Here is an 18,421-nt window from a genome sequence, read left to right on the forward strand (position 1 = left end):
GTCGGTCGGTCGTCGGAGTCGTGGGCCCCGTCGCAGTCGGCGGCGCCGTGGTTGCCGTTGTCGGTCCCGTCGTCCTCCCGATGGGTGACCAGCCCCAGCTCTTCCGCCAGGTTCAATGCCTCGATGAGCAGTGCCTGCCACGTCCCGTCCGCCGCCAGCCTGCGGGCCAGCTCCGGGTCGATCAGCCCATGCCCGTGCAGATACGCCGGTTCGGACAACAGCCCCACCAACGTCGCGACGTCCATGGTGACCTGCGTCAGCGGCGCCCGCCGCCCCGGCAACGCGGCCCGGCCCGCCTGCGCGCAGTCAGTGCGGTCGCAGCTGCACCGCAGATACGGCTCGCCATGCATCATCGCCAACACCGCATCCACCAACCGGCACCGCTTGCCGCGCTTGTCATGCGGACAGACCGTGGCCGCGAACTCGGCGACCAATTGCATCACCTGCTCGGCCTCCTCCGGCGACACATTCACCTCGATGGTGGACATGGTGCCGCGGGAACGCTTGACGATGCGGCGCCCCAACTCCTGTGCGGTTTCCCGCTGCGCGGCCGCCTCCTCCGCCGAGAACTCCGAGACGAGCCGGCCGATCTCCCCGGCGAGTGGGCCCGGCGTCAGCTGCCGCGCCGCCGCCACGATCCCCGGCTCCAACGCGGCCACCGTCTCCGGCTTCAGCCCCGTCGTCTCGCGACTGATCGCCCGCACCCGAGGCAGATCCAACTCACCGGATTCGAATGCGGCACGCGCCAGGGGCAGCCGCAACCGCAGGTCCATCCCCAGTGAGGCGTGAGACTCCGCGACCGTCTTCGAGCAGCCCATCCGCACCGCCAACTCGGCGACCGCACCGTTGCCACAGTCCACGATGTCACCCGACCCCAACCGGACATCGCGCTCGATCCACGACTCCCAGAACCGACCCGCCGCCAACACCTTCCGCGCCGCGAACCGATTCTCCGCCCGACACGACCTAACGACCTCGTCGAGGGCGGCGACATCGGCCAGCAACGAGGCGGCCTCCGCCTCCACACCGGACCTCACCTCACCGACCCCGCCACCGTTCTCGAACATACATTCGATTCTACGCCGGGGGGTCCGACAAGAAACCGACTTCAGTTCAGAGGAACGTCTCGGCGGCGGCCTGGACTCGCTCGAAGTGGGCGCGACGGAGTTCGGCGGTAGCGTGGGGCAAGTTGTCGTTGTCCTCGGTCATGCCCGCGGTGCCGTCGATCATCTCGCGGACGATGTCGGCATGCCCGGCGTGCCGGGCCGTTTCGATGTTCATGTGCACCAGGATCTGGTGCAGGGTGACGCGCGGTTCGGGCCATCCGGGCACGGAGCCCGGCGCGTCCAGGTCGAGCGCGTGGAAGGTCTGCCCGGCGTGATCCCAGGAGCGTCGGTAGAGGCCGTCCACGATGAAGTCCGTCGATTCATCGGGCGTGGCCCACAGGTCGGCATTCTCTTGGGCGCCGGGTACGTCCCATGGCAGCTCGATCGGGGCCGGGCGGCCGAAAACGTAACCGAAATAGCCGAATTCGCAGGCTGCCAGGTGCTTGACGAGCCCGAGGAGATTCGTGCCGGTCGGTGTCAGGGGGCGTCGTAGGTCGTACTCGGTGAGGCCGTCCAGCTTCCACAGCACCGTTTCGCGCAGCACCTGAAGCCGATCGATCAGGTCGGACTTGTATGCCTCTTGCGGGGTCACGACGGCAGCCTATCGCCGGATTCCCGTTGCAAAGACGAACCGCCGGCCGGGATCACCCGGTCGGCGGTTCGTTGGAGTGGTCGGGTCAGCGCGCGGCGTTGCCCAGGTCGATCGGCATGTTGATGCCGGTGATGTGGTGCGCCTCGTCGGAGCAGAGGAAGGCGACGACGTTCGCCACGTCCTCGGGCTGGCTGAATCCGTCGGGCAGCGACGGGATGAATGCGGGGGCGAGCGTCTCGGCGAAGCGCTCCATGAGCGGGAGCACGTCGGACATGACCATGCCGGTGGCGACGCCGTAGGGGTGCACGCTGTTGACGCGGATCCTGTGCATGCCCAGCTCGTTGGCCATGGTCCGGGTCAGTCCGGCGATGCCGGCCTTGCTGGCGACGTAGTGTCCGAAGAACGGTGCGCCCTTGAGGCTGGAGACCGAGCTCGTGACGACGATGGAGCCGCCCTCGCCCTGCTCGATCAGCTTCGGGATGGCGGCCTTGCAGGTGAAGAAGACGCCGGTCAGGTTGACGTCGATGGTCTCCTGCCACTGTTCCGGGGTGATCTCCCAGGACAGTGCGGCCGAGCAGATGCCGGCATTGGCGACCACGTAGTCCAGGCGGCCGAAGGCCTCGACGCCGGCGTCGAGCGCGGCTGTGACGGCGGCGAAGTCGCGGACGTCGGCCTTGGTGGCGACGATCTTGCGGCCCTGCTCCTCGACCAGGCGGACGGTCTCGGCGAGGTCCTCCTCGGTGGCGCCCGCGTAGGGCGTCGAGTCGAAGTCGATGCACGCATCGAGCGCGATGATGTCGGCGCCGCCCTGCGCGAACTTGACCGCCTCCGCCCGGCCCTGACCGCGCGCTGCGCCGGTGATGAATGCGACCTTGCCCTCGAACCGATTCGCCATTGCTGTGAGCCTCCCGCGTGCGGTGTGAACGTGTTACAGATCACGTTAGGCGAAATTCTGTCATCGTGTGCCGAATCGTCCCGGTCAGTGGACGGAGCGCTGGTCAGCCGCGGGCGAGCAGTGCGACCGGCAGTTGGCTGAGCAACTCCTCGGCTGGAACCGTGCCGGTGAACACGTGCCCGTTCAGTCGGTCGGTCCAGGTGCCGGGCGGCAGCGCAACCGAGGTTCCGCGCCACCCCCGCTGGGACAGCGCGAGGCTGTGCCGGGTGGCCACCGCGATCACGTCCTCGCCGCGAAGGAACCCGACCAGATGGGCGGACGCCGCACCGTCGGCGGTCACCGGTGCGTAGGCGCCACCGACGAAGCTCGACGGGCGTTCGCGCCGCAGGCGCAGCGCCGCCCGGGTCACCGTCAGTTTCGCGACCGCATCGACAGCCGACACCGGACGCAGGTCGGCCGCCAGCAGCCGCCGCACGCCGAAGTCCACCGGCCGCCTGTTGTCCGGGTCGACCAGCGAGTCCTCCCACAATTCGGTGCCCTGGTACACGTCCGGGATGCCCGGCCCGGCCAACTGCAGCAGCTTCTGCCCGAGGGAGTCGACCCGGCCGTGCGGCGCGAGGGTTCGGACCAGATCCGACATCGATGCCGCAACCGGACCGTCGATCGCGTCGTCGATCCACGCGTGCATCCGCGACTCGAAGGTCGCGTCGACGCGCTCCCAGGACGTCCGGACGCCGGATTCCCGCACGGACTTCGTCGCGTACGCGTGCAGCCGCTCGCGCACCGTGGCGTCCGGGTTCCCGACGACCGGCCATACCCCGAACATCGACTGCCACAGGAAAAGTCCGGTGGCGGGGTCCGGGCTCGGGGTGAGCTCCTCCCAGGCGCGCACCGAGCGGGACCACAGCCCCGACGCCTGCGACAGCACGCCGATCCGGGCCCTCACATCCTCGCCCCGCTTGGTGTCGTGGGTGGAGAGGGTGGTCATCGCGGCAGGCCAGTCCCGAGCCCGCCGGGCCTGCGCGAGGTGGAACTGCGCGACCGACACACCGAACTTGCCCGGGTCGCCGCCCACCTCCTGCGCGGAGATCAACCGTGCGGTCCGGTAGAACAGGCGGTCCTCGACGGCCTTGGCCATCGCGGCGCCGCACACCTGCTGCAGCCGCGCCGCCGCGTCGCCCTCCGCGCGATCCGCCGCGGACAGCGCCGACAACGCCCCGGCGAGCTCCGGATGCTCCGCGGCCACCACGCCGATCGCCTCGCCGAGCGCACCCGACGTCGGGCCGTAGTCGGTGCGGTAGTAGGGGACCCGCGCGACGGTCTCCACCACGGCCGATGTCAGTGCCTCGGATTCGACGTCGGTGGGGGAGTCGCGCCGGATCGCGCCGACCACGCGGCGGACCTCCGGGGCCAGCGCGCCGCGCAGCACCTCGCGCTTGAGTTCGCGCTCGGACCGCCGCAGCGATTCGGCGTCGCCGCGGTCGCCCGTGCGTTGCAGGTGCAGGTCCGTCAGCTCCCGTTCGCCCGACTGGTCGAGGAACACCCCGGTCAGCTCGCCGAGCGCGTCGTAGCCGGTGGTGCCGTCCACCGGGAGCGCGGGGTCGAGGGGTTCGCCGGGGGCCAGGATCTTCTCGATCACCAGCCACCGGTCCGCTCCGAGCAGCTCCCGCAGGCGGCGCAGGTAGCCGGCCGGGTCCGTGAGCCCGTCGGGGTGATCGATCCGCACCCCGTCGACGAGGCCGTCCGACACCCAGGTCCGGAGCTCGCGGTGGCTCGCCTCGAACACCTCCTGGTTCTCCTGGCGCAACGCGGCCAGCTCGTTGACGGTGAAGAACCGCCGGTAGCCGACACGGCCGCTGCGCCAGTCGACCAGCTCGTAGGCCTGCCGCGAGTGCACTGCCGTCGCGTCGGCGCCATCGGTTCCCGGCGCGATCGGGAAGCGGTGGTCGTAGTAGGCGAGCATGGGCTCCGGGCCGGTGCGGTCGACCGTGAGTGGTTCGTCGTCGCCGAGCACCGGCACCGCGAATCGTCCCTGGGCCCAGTCGATGTCGAAGAACGACGCGTAATCGGACCCGGCGCCGTGCTTCAGTACGTCCCACCACCAGCGGTTCTGCCTCGGGTCGGCCACTCCGACGTGGTTGGGCACCAGGTCCACGATCAGCCCCATGCCCCGGCCGCGCAGCTCGGACGCCAACGCCACAAGGGATTCCCGGCCCCCGAGCGCGGGTGACACCGAAGCCGGGTCGGTCACGTCGTAGCCGTGGGTCGACCCCGCGGCCGCGGTCAGGACGGGGGACAGGTACAGGTGGGAGACGCCGAGATCGTCGAGGTAGTCCGCCAACCGCCTGGCGTCGTCGAGGGTGAACGCGTCCCCGCGCAGCTGCAGCCGGTACGTCCCGGTGATCGCCGGCACGGTCACGGAACCGAGCGCAGCACGACCACCGACCGCGGCGCCACCTTCATCGTCCCGCCGCCGCCGACGACCGCGTCCACGAGTCCGGTGCCGGTGGCGGTGTCGAGCGCGACCGCCCAGTGCGCGCCGTCGCCGTCGTCGGGGATGGTGAACTCGAGCGCCTCGTCATGGGCGTTGAAACACAACAGGAACGAGTCGTCGACCACGCGCCTGCCGCGCTGATCGGGCTCCTGGATGCCCTCGCCGTCGAGGTACACCGCGAGCGAGCGGCCGAAGCTGCTACCCCAATCCTCCGTGGTCATCTCCTCGCCCGCCGGTGTCAGCCAGGCGATGTCGCGGATCTGCTCGCCGGACCGGATCGGGCCGCCCTCGAGGAACCGCCTGCGGCGGAACACCGGATGTGCGGCGCGCAGGGCGATCACGTTGCGGGTGAACTCGACAAGGTCCGCGTTCGTCTCGGCCAGTGACCAGTCCATCCAGGCGAGCGGTGAATCCTGGCAGTACACATTGTTGTTGCCGTGCTGGGTCCGGCCCATCTCGTCGCCGTGCGCGAGCATCGGGGTGCCCTGGCTGAGCATCAGGGTGGCCAGCAGGTTGCGCTGCTGGCGGGCCCGCAGCGAGAGGATCTCGGGGTCGTCCGTCGGACCCTCCACCCCGCAGTTCCAGGATCGGTTGTGGCTCTCGCCGTCGTTGTTGTCCTCGCCGTTCGCCTGGTTGTGCTTCTCGTTGTAGGACACCAGGTCCGCGAGGGTGAAGCCGTCGTGCGCGGTGACGAAATTGATGCTGGCACTCGGCCTGCGGCCGGTGGCCTCGTACAGGTCCGACGAGCCGGTCAGGCGGGAGGCGAACTCGCCGAGGGTCGACGGTTCGCCTCGCCAGTAATCGCGGACGGTGTCGCGGTACTTGCCGTTCCATTCGGTCCACAGTCCCGGGAAGTTGCCCACCTGGTAGCCACCCTCGCCGACGTCCCACGGCTCGGCGATCAACTTGACCTGGCTGACGATGGGGTCCTGTTGCACCAGGTCGAAGAACGCGGACAGCCGGTCCACGTCGTGCAGTTCGCGGGCGAGGGTGGACGCCAGGTCGAAGCGGAACCCGTCCACGTGCATCTCGGTCACCCAGTACCGCAACGAATCCATGATCAGCTGCAGGGTGTGCGGGTGCCGGGCATTGAGGCTGTTGCCGGTGCCCGTGTAGTCCATGTAGTGCGCGAGGTCGCCCTCGACGAGGCGGTAGTACGCGGCGTTGTCGATGCCGCGGAAGTTGATCGTCGGGCCCAGGTGGTTGCCCTCGGCGGTGTGGTTGTAGACCACGTCCAGGATCACCTCGATGCCCGCCTCGTGATACGCCCGCACCATCGCCTTGAACTCGGTGACCGCGCCGCCCGCCTTGGTGGATGCGGCGTAGTCGGCGTGCGGGGCCAGGAATCCGAAGGTGTTGTAGCCCCAGTAGTTACGCAGTCCGAGATCGATCAGGGTCTGGTCGTGCATGAACTGGTGCACGGGCATCAACTCGATCGCGGTGACCCCGAGGCCGCGCAGGTGGTCGATGATCGCGGGATGCGCGAGACCGGCGTAGGTGCCCCGAAGCTCCTCCGGCACAGCGGGATGGGTGGCCGTCATCCCCTTGACGTGCGCCTCGTAGATCAGCGTGTCGTGGTACGGCCGACGGGGCGCACGATCGGACGCCCAGTCGAAGAACGGGTTGATCACCACGGTGGTCATGGTGTGTCCCAGCGAGTCCGAGCCGAACGTGTACAGAGCTGGATCGCTGGGGGCACCCCCTGCACGAAGTGCTTGGGGGACGAACGCGCCGTCGAACGCCTTGCCATATGGGTCCAGCAGCAACTTGCCCGGGTCGCAGCGCTGACCGGCGTCGGGGTCGTGCGGGCCGTGTACGCGAAAGCCGTAGCGCTGTCCGGGTGCGATCGCGGGCAGATAGGCGTGCCAGACGAAGCCGTCGACCTCCTCGAGCGGTACCCGGGTCTCGGTGCCGTCCTTGGCGATCAGGCAGAGCTCGACCGCGTTGGCCACCTCGGAGAACAGCGAGAAGTTGGTCCCCGCGCCGTCGTAGGTCGCGCCGAGCGGATAGGCGCTGCCCGGCCACACCGCGATGGCCGGGCTCTCCGTGTGTGCCATGACTCGACCCTAGCCCGCGCCGAGCGAGCCCTCCTGTCGACGTCGCGGTCCCGCGGCACAGGGGCACCCTCACTGGATATGTGCGATTCGCACAATTCATCCGTGTCTGTTTGAACATTCATGCCATACGACGTCGAAGGATTGTGCGATCTGCACACAATGTCCGCATGGGGTCGATCGACAGTCCGGGGTCCGCAGCTCGGTGGATGCGCGAGTACGTGAGCTCGACGTTCAGTCGCGCCGATTTCGAGGGGTTCATCGACCGGCTCGACTCGTCGATCTGCGCGGACGTCCCCGAGCTGGCGGCGGACGCGGAGCTGCAGCGCGACCTCAAGGTCGCGATCCGGAGCCAGTTCCGGGTGTTCCTCGGCACGGAGATCCCGGTCGACGGTGCCCGCGCGACGCCGACCGTCTCGGGTGAGTGCCACGCGCTCGCCCGGACCATCGCCCGCCGCGGCCTCGAACTCCGGGTGCTGTCCCAGTTCGACCACGCCTGCCATCGCGCCGTGCTCGGGTTCGCCACCGACTTCGTCGCCCAGCAGGATCTGCCGAGCGACTTCGCGGTGGCGCTGATGACGATGATGTGGGAGCAGACCAGCGAGTTGATGAACACGATGCTCGAGGAGCTCAACACGACGTATACCCGCGAGCGGGAGAGCCTGCTTCGAGGTGCGTTCTCGCAGCGCATCGGCACGGTCCGGGAGATCCTGGACGGCACCACCGTCGACGTCGCTCACGCATCCGCTCGGATGGCGTACCCGCTACACCGGTCGCACACCGCCCTCATCGTGTGGGCGGAGGACGCGGCGCCGGGATTCGACCCCGTCGCCGACCTCGAGCCGATCGTTCTCCGGCTGGCCAGGGCGGTATCCGCCACCGACCTGCTCTGCGTACCGTCCGGCGCCAGGGGACTGTGGGCCTGGATGGTCGACGGGGATCGTCTCGGTACCGATCCACAGCACGCCGCGCTGGTCCCGGCAGGAGTCCGGATCGCGGTCGGTGGCGAGGGCGCCGGGGTCGACGGATTCCGGAGCAGTCATCGCGAGGCGCGGGCCGCCCGGTCGATCGCAGAGAACGGCAGGCAACGCCGCACGCTCACCCGATACCGCGACGTGGAGGTCGTGTCCCTGGTATCGCAGGATCCCGCTGCTCGGTCCGCGCTCGTCGAACGTGAGCTGCGGGGCATGCTTGGGGACGACGCCGCGTCCGAGCGCCTGCGCGACACCGTCCGCGCGGTCCTGTCCTGCTGGGGAAACCACGAGGCCGCGGCGCGACGGCTCGGCGTGCACAAGAACACCGTTCGCTACCGGATCCAGCGGGTCGAGGAGGTCCTCGGCCGGGACCTGGCGTCGAACCGCCTGCCGCTGGAGCTGGCGTTGGAGTGCTTCGACACCTTCGGCCGGTGATCGGGATCCCGGTGTGCGGGTCACACAAATCACGGTGATGACCTTGGCGAAATCTGCCAAGCACTAGCCCTTTTCGCCGTGTGACGCTCGTCATGACACTCACCCGAGGACGAGGAGATTGCAGTGCGCACACCGAACATCCCGGACGGTTTCGACCTCACCGATCCCGCCGTGTACGCAGACCGGCTGCCGGCCGAGGAGTTCGCGGACCTCCGCAGGACCGCGCCGGTCTGGTGGAGCCCTCAGTCGCCGGACAAGGGCGGCTTCGGTGACGGTGGGTACTGGGCCGTCACCAAGCACGCCGACGTCAAGGAGGTGTCGCGCAATGGCGCCGTCTACTCCACCTGGCAGAACTCGGCGATCCCCAGGTTCGCCGATGGCACCCCGCGCGAGACGATCGAGATGCTGCGGAACCTCTTGCTCAACAAGGATGCGCCCGAGCACACCAAGCTCAGGAAGCTGATCTCCCGGGCCTTCACCCCGCGCTCGATCGCGGACCTGCGCCCGGCGTTGCAGGCGCGCGCGGAATCGATCGTGAAGCAGGCCGCGGCAGGCGGCACGGGCGATTTCGTGACGCAGGTGGCCTCCGAACTCCCACTGCAGGCGATCGCCGAGCTGATCGGTGTCCCGCAGGATGATCGCGGCAGGATCTTCGACTGGTCGAATCAGATGATGGGATACGACGATCCGGAGTTCGCGTCGGCGTCGGTCACCGCCACGACGGAGCTGTTGGGGTACTCGTACCTGATGGCCGAGCAGCGCAAGCAGTGTCCGGCAGGCGATCTGCTGACGACCCTCGTCGAGGCGGATGTGGACGGTGAGGCGCTCACCTCCGAGGAGTTCGGCTTCTTCGTGCTGATCCTCGCCGTCGCGGGCAACGAGACGACGCGCAACGCGATCACGCACGGGATCATGGCGTTCCTCGACCACCCGGACCAGTGGGAGTTGTACAAGCGGGAGCGGCCGGCGACCGCCGTCGACGAGATCATCCGCTGGGCGACACCGGTGACTGCCTTCCAGCGGACCGCCCTCGGTGACACCGTGCTCGGTGGCCAGGCGATCGCGGCGGGCGACCGGGTGGTGATGTTCTACGCGTCGGCGAACTTCGACGAGGACGTCTTCGAGAACCCGATGGACTTCGACATCACCAGGGCCGACAATCCGCACCTGAGCTTCGGTGGCACCGGCGCCCACTACTGCGTCGGCGCGAATCTCGCCCGCATGGAGGTGGGGATCATGTTCGACGCGATCGCGGACCACATGTCGGACCTGAGCAGGATCGGCGATCCGCGCCGGCTGAGGTCCGGGTGGATCAACGGGATCAAGGAGCTTCAGGTGGACTATCAGGGCGGCTGCCCGGTCCGGCACGGGTAGCGCGAGGCGGCTCGCTAGGGTCCTGGTGTGTCCCGAGCCCCGCTGTCCGCAGATCAGATCTCCCACATCGACGCCGAGCACCTCTGGCATCCGTACGGCGCGTTTCCGGCGTCCACCAGCGCGTTGGTGGTCGACAGTGCGAGCGGGGTCCGGTTGACGCTGGCCGACGGCACGGAGCTGATCGACGGGATGAGCTCGTGGTGGGCGGCCGTGCACGGGTATCGCAACCCGGTGCTCGACGCCGCCGCGACCGCCCAGCTCGGACGGATGAGCCACGTCATGTTCGGCGGCCTCACCCACGAGCCGGCCGCCCGGCTTGCGGAGCTGCTCGTCGAGATCACCCCGGCGGGGCTGGACAAGGTGTTCCTCGCCGACTCGGGGTCTGTGTCCGTCGAGGTCGCCGTGAAGATGTGCCTGCAGCATCAGCGGGCGCTCGGCCGGCCCGCGAAGAATCGGCTGCTGACCTGGCGCGGCGGCTACCACGGCGACACCTTCGCGCCGATGAGCGTGTGCGACCCGGACGGCGGCATGCACTCGCTGTGGACGGACGTGCTGACCCGGCAGGTGTTCGCACCGATCCCGCCGAGCGAGTTCGACCCGGCCTATGTCGCCGAGTTCGAGCGGATCCTGATCGAGCACCGGGACGAACTGGCCGCGATCATCGTCGAGCCCGTCGTGCAGGGCGCGGGCGGCATGCGCTTCCACGATCCGCGCTACCTGAGCGAGTTGCGTCGCCTCGCGGACGAACACGAGTTGCTCCTGGTGTTCGACGAGATCGCCACCGGGTTCGGCCGCACCGGGGCTCTGTTCGCGGCCGACCATGCCGGTGTCGCACCCGACATCATGTGCGTCGGCAAGGCGTTGACCGGGGGATACATGACCCTCGCCGCCGCGCTGTGCAGCACCGCGGTCGCGGCGGCGATCAGCGAGGGGGAGGCCGGTGGGCTGATGCACGGCCCGACGTTCATGGGGAACCCGCTCGCCTGCGCGGTCGCCGTCGCGGCGGTCGAACTGCTGCTCTCGAGGGACTGGCGCGGTGAGGTGGCAGCGCTCGGTGCCGGGCTGGCGGCCGGGCTGGAGCCTGCCCGGGACCTGCCCGGTGTGGCGGACGTGCGGGTGCTCGGCGGGATCGGCGTGATCGAGATGGAGCGGCCGGTGGACATGCGGCTCACCACCGACGCGGCGGTGGCCGCGGGCGTGTGGCTGCGGCCGTTCGGAAAACTGATCTATGCGATGCCGCCGTACATCTGCACCCCCGAGGAGGTCGCGGCGATCGCGGCGGGGATGGTGGCGGCGGCAAGGGCGACTGTGCCGGGGGAGTGATCAGCCATGGCTTGAACGCCGTTCAAGTCCTGGCGTATGGTGCGTCATCGTGGGAAACGATGACGCACTGAGCTGGCTGGACGACGTCGCGCAGCAGCGCCGTGACGCCGGGTTGCGGCGTGAGCTGCGGCCGCGCACGCCTGCCCCGGCGACGATCGACCTGGCCTCCAACGATTACCTCGGTCTGGTCCGACACCCGGAGGTGATCGACGGCGCGATGGCGGCGCTGCGCCGCTGGGGTGCGGGCGCGACCGGCTCGCGCCTGGTCACCGGGACCACCACCGAACACGAACTGCTCGAGCGTGAACTGGCCGAGTTCGTCGGCGCCGAGTCCGGGCTGGTGTTCTCCTCGGGGTACGCGGCGAATCTCGGCGTGGTCACCGCGATGTCCGGCAAGGGCTCGCTGATCGTCTCCGACGCGGGCAGCCACGCCTCGCTCGTCGACGCCTGCCGGCTGTCGAGGGCTCGGGTGCAGGTCAGTCCGCGCGCCGACGTGGACGCGGTCCGCGACGCGCTCGCGACCAGGACCGAGGCGCGTGCCCTGGTGCTGACCGACTCGGTGTTCAGTGCCGACGGCGACCTGGCGCCGGTGCGCGAGCTGCACCGGGTCTGCCGCGAATACGGTGCGGTGCTGTTGGTGGACGAGGCCCACGCGATCGGGGTGCGGGGCGACGGCGGGCGCGGGCTCGTCCACGAGGTCGGGTTGGCGGGGGAGCCGGACCTGGTGATCACCGCGACGCTGTCGAAGTCGCTGGCCAGCCAGGGCGGCGTGGTGCTCGGCGACGCCCGGATCCGCGCGCACCTGATCGACGCCGCCCGCCCCTTCATCTTCGACACCGGGCTCGCGCCCGCCGCGGTCGGCGCAGCGAGGGCCGCGCTCGAGGTGCTGCAACGCGAACCGGAACGGGCGGCCGCCGTCCTCGGCCGGGCCGCGGACCTGGCGCGAATCGCCGGCGTCCCGGAGCCCGAGTCCGCGGTGGTCTCGGTGGTGCTCGGCGACGCTCAGCGGGCCTTCGACGCGGCCCAGGCCTGTCGCGAACGCGGGCTGCACGTCGGCTGCTTCCGTCCGCCGTCGGTGCCGGAGGGCACCTCCCGGCTGCGCCTGACCGCGCGGGCGACCATCACCCCGGACGAGCTCGCCACCATCGAGACCGTTCTCACCGAGATCCTCGCCGGGGCGCCCGCGTGAGCGTGCTGCTCATCAGCGGGACCTCGACGGACGTCGGCAAGACCGTGGTGACCGCCGCGCTCGTCTCGGTCGCGCTGTCCGCCGGTCGCACGGTGGCCGTGTGCAAGCCGGCGCAGACCGGCGTCGGCGTCGACGAGCCGGGGGATCTGGCCGAGGTGCAGCGGCTTTCGGGCGTGGACCAGGTGGTCGAGCTGGTCCGGTACCCGGAGCCGCTCGCCCCCGACACCGCCGCCCGCCGCGCAGGGATGCCCCAGCTGGAGTGTGCCGAGGTGGTGGCCACGGCCCGTGCGCTGGACGCCACCCATGACCTGACCCTCGTCGAGGGCGCGGGCGGGCTGCTGGTCCGCCTCGGGGCGGACGGCTTCACGCTCGTCGACGTGGCGCGGGAGCTCGGCGCCCCGGTCCTCGTGGTCGCCGCGGCGGGGCTCGGCACCCTGAACCACAGCGCGCTCACGGTGCGTGCGCTCGAATCCGCCGAGGTGCCCTGCGTTGGTCTGGTCATCGGCTCGTGGCCGTCGGAGCCGGACCTCGCCGCCCGCTGCAACCTCGAGGAGCTCGCCGAGGTGACCGGCGTACCGCTGCTCGGGTCGGTTCCGGCCGGCTCGGCCGTGCTCGAGCGCGAGGCATTCGTGGCCGCGGCGCCCGGATGGTTCGATCCGGCGCTCGCTCAGCGCTTGACGGGGCAGCCGCTGCCGTAGTCGACGTCGAACCGCTTGATCCCGTTGAGCCAGCCGGAGCGCAGGTGTTGTGGGTCGCCGAGGCGGGAGATGTCCGGTATCCGGTCGGCCAGTGCGTTGAAGATCAGGTCGATCTCGAGCAGGGCGAGGTTCGAGCCGAGGCAGAAGTGTGCGCCCGAGCCGCCGAAGCCCAGGTGCGGGTTGGGATCCCGGGTGATGTCGAACCTCGTCGGATTGTCGAACACGTCCTCGTCGAAGTTTCCGGAGGCGTAGAACATCGCGACCCGGTCGCCCTTGCGGATCTGCTGACCGCCGAGCACCGTGTCGGCGGTCGCGGTCCGCTGGAACGCCGTCACCGGCGTCGCCCATCGGACTATCTCGTCGGCTGTCGTGGCCGGCCGCTCGCGCTTGAACAACTCCCATTGGTCCGGGTTCTCCAGGAACGCGATCATCCCGTGGGTGATGGCGTTGCGGGTGGTCTCGTTGCCCGCCACCGTCAGCAGGATCACGAAGAACCCGAACTCCTCAGGGGTGAGCTCGTCGCCGTCGATATCGGCCTGGATCAGGGTCGTCACGATGTCCTCGGCCGGGCACTGACGGCGGGCGTCGGCCAATTGGTAGGCGTACCCGAGGATCTCCGCGGAGGCGGTCAGCGGGTCGGTGTCGTAGTCAGGGTCGTCGCCGCCGGTCATCTCGTTGGACCAGTCGAAGAGTTTGCGGCGGTCCTCCTGCGGCACACCGATGAGTTCGGCGATGGCCTGCAACGGTAGCTCGCAGGCGACCTGCGAGACGAAGTCGCCGCTGCCCGCCGTCGCGGCGGACGCGACGATCTTCTCGGCGCGTTCCGCGAGGGTCGCGCGCAGGTTCGAGATCGCCCGTGGCGTGAACCCGCGGGCGACGAGTTTGCGCAGCGTGGTGTGCTCCGGTGCGTCCTTGTTCAGCATGATGAGCCGCTGCATCTCGACGTTCTCCGGTGTGATGTCATCCTCGACCCGGACCATGGCGGTCTTCTCCCAGCTCGAAAAGAGCTCGGAGTTCCGCGAGATCTCCCGGATGTCGGCGTGCTTGGTCACCACCCAGTAGCCCTCGTCGCGGTAGCCGCCGACGTCGGGCGGCTGCGGGTTCCACCACACCGGGCAGTGCGCACGGAGCGCGGCCAGCTGCGCGTGCGGCACACCCGTCACGTACAGATCGGGATCGGTGAAATCGAATCCCGCGGGCAGGTCGAGCCCGGGGATCGGATCCTGCGGAGCGGTTCGACGACCACGCTGGGACACCATGCGAACACCCTTCTGTCGGTCCGACACGGCGCCCGATTCAAGAGCGGTTCCGACGAATTGCCGAGTCGGATGCGGGGTCGTGGCCATGCGCTTACCGTAGTGTGATAGCAATCACATCATCGGGTCTCGGAGGTTCGAATGTCCACCACCGAAATGATGGAGCTGCAACGCACGATCGGGCACCTGCGGCAGTGCGTCGGCTCGCTCCGCACGGTCTACGGCGACGCGGCTGCGGTCCGCAGGCTCGCCAATGACGTGGAGCGACTGGAACTCGACGCGGGTGACCTCGACGAGTCGCCTCCCCGGATGGCGCACGGCGGGCAGCACGAGCGGGTGCCCGTGCCGGACACCCCGTACGACCAGACGCTGTGGCTCGGCGCGGACGACGAGGGCGTAGGCGGTCATCCCCACGAGCGCCGGTGAGCGCGCCGGCACGGGTGTCCGGTGGCGTCACCGGATCCTCGCGCGCGCGGATATCCGCGCGCACCCTGCGGACGGACCGATGGTGGCTGGCCCCACTGCTGACGACTCTGGGGCTGGCCACCTTTGTCGTGTACGCGAGCATCCGGTCCTGGGTCCGCACCGCCTACTGGGTCGACCAATACCACTACCTGACCCCGTTCTACTCGCCGTGCCTGAGCGACTCGTGCGTGCCGGGGTCCAGCCATTTCGGTACACCCATCGGAGAGCTGCCGATGTGGATACCGCTCGGCTTCCTGGTGCTGCCGTTCCTGCTCGGCTTCCGGATCACCTGCTACTACTACCGCAAGGCCTACTACCGCTCGGTCTGGCTGGCGCCCGCCGCGTGTGCGGTCGCCGAGCCGCACGAGCGGTACACCGGCGAGACGCGGTTGCCGCTGATCCTGCAGAACTCGCACCGTTACTTCTTCTATGCGGCGCTGATCGTCTCGCTGATCAACACCTACGACGCGATCGCCGCCTTCCACGGTGAGAGCGGTGGGTTCGGCTTCGGCCTCGGCAACGTCATCCTGCTGGTGAACGTGATCCTGCTGTGGGCGTACACACTGTCCTGCCACTCGTGCAGGCACATCACCGGTGGCCGGCTCAAGCACTTCTCGGCGCACCCGGTCCGGTATCGGCTCTGGACCCTGGTCGGCCGGCTCAACACCCGGCACATGCAGCTCGCCTGGACGACGCTCGCGACGCTGATGATCACGGACTTCTACATCATGCTCGTCGCCAGCGGCACCATCTCCGACCTGCGTTTTATTGATTGAGTTCGAGCATAGATTGAGCTCAAGCACTGATCGATCCAAGGAGCAACCGAGATCAAAGGGGGCCGCCCGTGGCCGAGGTCGAACGGCACACCTACGACGTCGTCGTGATCGGCGCAGGAGGCGCGGGACTGCGCGCGGTCATCGAGGCACGTGAACGCGGTCATTCCGTCGCGGTGGTCTGCAAATCGCTGTTCGGCAAGGCACACACGGTGATGGCGGAGGGCGGCTGCGCGGCCGCCATAGGCAACGCCAACTCCAAGGACTCCTGGCAGGCGCACTACCGGGACACCATGCGCGGCGGCAAGTTCCTCAACAACTGGCGGATGGCCGAGCTGCACGCGCGCGAGGCGCCCGACCGAGTGTGGGAGCTGGAAAGCTATGGCGCGCTGTTCGATCGGACCGAGGACGGCCGGATCAGCCAGCGCAATTTCGGTGGCCACACCTATCCGCGGCTGGCGCACGTGGGGGATCGCACCGGCCTGGAGATCATCCGCACCATGCAACAGAAGATCGTCGCCCTCCAACAGGAGGACTTCGCCGAGACCGGCGACTACGAGGCTCGGATCAAGGTGTTCGCCGAATGCACCATCACCGAGCTCCTGCGGGAGGACGGCCGGATCGCGGGCGCGTTCGGTTACTGGCGCGAATCCGGGCGGTTCATCCTGTTCGACGCGCCCGCGATCGTGATGGCCACAGGTGGGATCGGCAAGTCCTTCAAGGTCACCTCGAACTCGTGGGAGTACACCGGCGACGGGCACGCGCTGGCCCTGCGCGCGGGCGCGAACCTGATCAACATGGAGTTCGTGCAGTTCCACCCGACGGGGATGGTGTGGCCGCCGAGCGTGAAGGGGATCCTCGTGACCGAGGGGGTCCGCGGCGACGGTGGGGTGCTCAAGAACTCCGAGGGCGAACGGTTCATGTTCTCCTACATCCCGCCGGTGTTCAAAGGCCAGTACGCCGAGACCGAGCAGGAGGCGGACGGCTGGCTCACCGATCCGGACAACAACCGCCGCACGCCGGACCTGCTGCCGCGCGACGAGGTGGCCAGGGCGATCAACTCGGAGGTCAAGGCGGGGCGGTCGACGCTGCATGGGGGCGTCTACCTCGACATCGCCTCCCGGATGCCCGCCGACGAGATCGTGCGTCGGCTGCCGTCCATGCACCACCAGTTCAAGGAGCTCGCCGACGTCGACATCACCAAGGAGCCGATGGAGGTCGGGCCGACCTGTCACTACGTGATGGGCGGCATCGAGGTGGACCCCGACAGCGGATCGTCCAGCCTCCCCGGCCTGTTCGCGGCGGGGGAGTGCTCGGGCGGCATGCACGGGTCGAACCGGCTCGGCGGGAACTCGCTGTCGGACCTGTTGGTCTTCGGTCGTCGAGCCGGCCTCGGGGCGTCGGACTACCTGGAGTCGCTCGATCGCAGGCCGGTGATCGACGAGGCCGACGTGATCGCGGCCGCGGCGATGGCGCTGGCACCGTTCGATCCGCCGGCTGAGGGCGAGGCCGCGGAGAACCCGTACACATTGCACACCGAGCTCCAGCAGACGATGAACGATCTCGTCGGCATCATCCGGACGGACGGCGAGATCCGGGAGGCGCTGGCGAAGTTGGAGGAGATCAGGCGGCGGATCCCCGGCGTCACGGTCGAGGGACACCGGCAGTTCAACCCCGGCTGGCACCTCGCGGTGGACCTACGGAACATGCTGCTGGTCAGCGAGTGCGTCGCGAAGGCGGCGTTGATGCGGACCGAGAGCAGGGGCGGGCACACCAGGGACGACCACCCGGCGATGGACTCGGGGTGGCGGGGCACGTTGTTGGTGTGCAGCGTGGTCGGCGGCGCCGACACCGCTGCGGGCACCGTGGTGCCCGATGTAACGGTCGCGCCCGAACCTCAGCAGCCGATGCGCGCGGACCTGTTGGCGCTGTTCGATCTCGGGGAACTGGCCAAGTACTACACGGACGCCGAACTCGCCGATCACCCGGACTCGGCCCGAATAGGAAGTGAGGGCCCGTCATGACCTACGACGCGAGCTTCAGGGTGTGGCGCGGGGACGTGGACGGCGGTGATCTGCAGGACTATTCGATACCGGTCAACGAGGGTGAGGTGGTCCTCGACATCATCCACCGCTTGCAGGCCACCCAGGCACCGGATCTGGCTGTGCGCTGGAACTGCAAGGCGGGCAAGTGTGGATCGTGCTCGGCGGAGGTCAACGGCAGACCCCGGCTGTTGTGCATGACCAGGATGTCCACGTTCACCGAGGACGAGGTCATCACCGTCACCCCGATGCGGACTTTCCCGGTGATCCGGGACCTGGTCACCGACGTGTCCTTCAACTACCAGAAGGCCAGGGAGATCCCGTCTTTCACGCCGCCTCCGGGGCTGAAGCCGGGGGAGTACCGGATGAAACAGGTGGATGTGGAGCGATCGCAGGAGTTCCGCAAGTGCATCGAGTGCTTCCTGTGCCAGAACACCTGTCACGTGGTGCGCGACCACGAGGAGAACAAGCAGGCCTTCGCCGGACCGCGGTTCCTGATGCGGGTCGCCGAGTTGGAGATGCACCCACTCGATGTCGCCGACCGACGCGACGCCGCGCAGGACGAGCACGGACTGGGCCTGTGCAACATCACCAAGTGCTGTACCGAGGTGTGCCCGGAGAACATCCGCATCACCGACAACGCGTTGATCCCGATGAAGGAACGCGTCGTCGACCGGCGTTATGACCCGATCGTCTGGCTGGGCAACAAACTGTTCCGGCGCGGCGACAGCTGAACCCGGTCGGCGGGCAC

Annotated in this window: 15 protein-coding genes; 9 read left to right on the plus strand and 6 right to left on the minus strand. The window is 69.0% G+C overall.

All coding sequences use genetic code 11. From position 1 onward, the window contains the following. The 5 genes from ABIC28_RS21895 to glgX form a co-directional block, all read right to left on the minus strand. On the minus strand, nt 1-1,067 hold a 1,067-nt coding region (locus ABIC28_RS21895), incomplete at its 3' end, for a DUF222 domain-containing protein (RefSeq protein ID WP_354580856.1). A 46-nt stretch (nt 1,068-1,113) separates the two neighbouring features. Continuing rightward, nucleotides 1,114-1,698 carry a DinB family protein gene (locus ABIC28_RS21900; RefSeq protein ID WP_209926619.1) on the minus strand — a complete coding sequence of 195 codons (585 nt, stop codon included), beginning with the start codon at nt 1,696-1,698 and terminating at the stop codon, nt 1,114-1,116. Between the two features lie 85 nt (nt 1,699-1,783). Next, nucleotides 1,784-2,593, minus strand: coding sequence for a mycofactocin-coupled SDR family oxidoreductase (locus ABIC28_RS21905; RefSeq protein ID WP_097214346.1), 810 nt, complete (start codon nt 2,591-2,593; stop codon nt 1,784-1,786). Nucleotides 2,594-2,696: 103 nt separating this feature from the next. Next, the gene (treY, locus tag ABIC28_RS21910; RefSeq protein WP_097214359.1) at nt 2,697-5,006 is read right to left on the minus strand and encodes a malto-oligosyltrehalose synthase; all 2,310 of its coding nucleotides are present in this window, start codon (nt 5,004-5,006) and stop codon (nt 2,697-2,699) included. Nucleotides 5,007-5,008: 2 nt separating this feature from the next. Beyond that, on the minus strand, nt 5,009-7,144 hold the full coding sequence (gene glgX / locus ABIC28_RS21915) for a glycogen debranching protein GlgX (protein WP_097214345.1): 2,136 nt from the start codon (nt 7,142-7,144) through the stop codon (nt 5,009-5,011). A gap of 167 nt (nt 7,145-7,311) precedes the next feature. On the opposite strand from glgX, the gene ABIC28_RS21920 reads away from it, so the two are divergent. The 5 genes from ABIC28_RS21920 (at nt 7,312) to bioD (ending at nt 13,134) form a co-directional block, all read left to right on the plus strand. Continuing rightward, nucleotides 7,312-8,550 (plus strand): PucR family transcriptional regulator, encoded by a 1,239-nt coding sequence (locus ABIC28_RS21920; RefSeq protein ID WP_245220956.1) that lies wholly within the window; start codon nt 7,312-7,314, stop codon nt 8,548-8,550. Nucleotides 8,551-8,673: 123 nt separating this feature from the next. Continuing rightward, complete coding sequence (locus ABIC28_RS21925; protein ID WP_354580860.1) at nt 8,674-9,924, plus strand: cytochrome P450; 1,251 nt, start codon at nt 8,674-8,676, stop codon at nt 9,922-9,924. 27 nt (nt 9,925-9,951) lie between these two features. Further along, nucleotides 9,952-11,247, plus strand: a complete 1,296-nt coding sequence (locus ABIC28_RS21930) for an adenosylmethionine--8-amino-7-oxononanoate transaminase (RefSeq protein WP_354580862.1) — start codon at nt 9,952-9,954, stop codon at nt 11,245-11,247. A gap of 49 nt (nt 11,248-11,296) precedes the next feature. After that, a complete protein-coding gene (locus tag ABIC28_RS21935; RefSeq protein WP_502945063.1) occupies nt 11,297-12,436 on the plus strand; it encodes an 8-amino-7-oxononanoate synthase in 1,140 nt (379 codons plus the stop codon). Then, nucleotides 12,433-13,134, plus strand: coding sequence for a dethiobiotin synthase (gene bioD / locus ABIC28_RS21940; protein WP_354580864.1), 702 nt, complete (start codon nt 12,433-12,435; stop codon nt 13,132-13,134). Before ABIC28_RS21935 ends, bioD begins: the two co-directional genes overlap by 4 nt. Here bioD and ABIC28_RS21945 read toward each other — a convergent pair. Next, the gene (locus ABIC28_RS21945) at nt 13,104-14,393 is read right to left on the minus strand and encodes a cytochrome P450 (protein ID WP_354580866.1); all 1,290 of its coding nucleotides are present in this window, start codon (nt 14,391-14,393) and stop codon (nt 13,104-13,106) included. The genes bioD and ABIC28_RS21945 overlap by 31 nt on opposite strands. Nucleotides 14,394-14,531: 138 nt before the next feature. Between ABIC28_RS21945 and ABIC28_RS21950 the strand changes: the two genes are divergently transcribed. The 4 genes from ABIC28_RS21950 (at nt 14,532) to ABIC28_RS21965 (ending at nt 18,404) form a co-directional block, all read left to right on the plus strand. Beyond that, nucleotides 14,532-14,816 carry an Rv0250c family protein gene (locus ABIC28_RS21950; RefSeq protein WP_097214340.1) on the plus strand — a complete coding sequence of 95 codons (285 nt, stop codon included), beginning with the start codon at nt 14,532-14,534 and terminating at the stop codon, nt 14,814-14,816. Further along, nucleotides 14,813-15,631, plus strand: coding sequence for a succinate dehydrogenase subunit SdhC (gene sdhC / locus ABIC28_RS21955; protein ID WP_097214339.1), 819 nt, complete (start codon nt 14,813-14,815; stop codon nt 15,629-15,631). Before ABIC28_RS21950 ends, sdhC begins: the two co-directional genes overlap by 4 nt. A 68-nt stretch (nt 15,632-15,699) precedes the next feature. Beyond that, the gene (locus tag ABIC28_RS21960) at nt 15,700-17,652 is read left to right on the plus strand and encodes a fumarate reductase/succinate dehydrogenase flavoprotein subunit (RefSeq protein WP_354580869.1); all 1,953 of its coding nucleotides are present in this window, start codon (nt 15,700-15,702) and stop codon (nt 17,650-17,652) included. Next, on the plus strand, nt 17,649-18,404 hold the full coding sequence (locus ABIC28_RS21965) for a succinate dehydrogenase/fumarate reductase iron-sulfur subunit (RefSeq protein WP_097214337.1): 756 nt from the start codon (nt 17,649-17,651) through the stop codon (nt 18,402-18,404). The genes ABIC28_RS21960 and ABIC28_RS21965 overlap by 4 nt, the downstream gene beginning before the upstream one ends. Nucleotides 18,405-18,421 lie beyond the last annotated feature (17 nt).

Origin of the sequence: Rhodococcus sp. PvR044 (assembly GCF_040548995.1) — a bacterium.
Lineage (GTDB): Bacteria > Actinomycetota > Actinomycetes > Mycobacteriales > Mycobacteriaceae > Rhodococcus_G > Rhodococcus_G oryzae.

Coding starts and splice junctions, on each gene's coding strand:
- ABIC28_RS21945 (WP_354580866.1), bottom strand. CDS start 14,393: ATGGTGTCCCAGCGTGGTCGTCGAACCGCTCCGCAGGATCCGATCCCC.
- ABIC28_RS21905 (WP_097214346.1), bottom strand. CDS start 2,593: ATGGCGAATCGGTTCGAGGGCAAGGTCGCATTCATCACCGGCGCAGCG.
- ABIC28_RS21965 (WP_097214337.1), top strand. CDS start 17,649: ATGACCTACGACGCGAGCTTCAGGGTGTGGCGCGGGGACGTGGACGGC.
- glgX (WP_097214345.1), bottom strand. CDS start 7,144: ATGGCACACACGGAGAGCCCGGCCATCGCGGTGTGGCCGGGCAGCGCC.
- ABIC28_RS21950 (WP_097214340.1), top strand. CDS start 14,532: ATGTCCACCACCGAAATGATGGAGCTGCAACGCACGATCGGGCACCTG.
- ABIC28_RS21920 (WP_245220956.1), top strand. CDS start 7,312: ATGGGGTCGATCGACAGTCCGGGGTCCGCAGCTCGGTGGATGCGCGAG.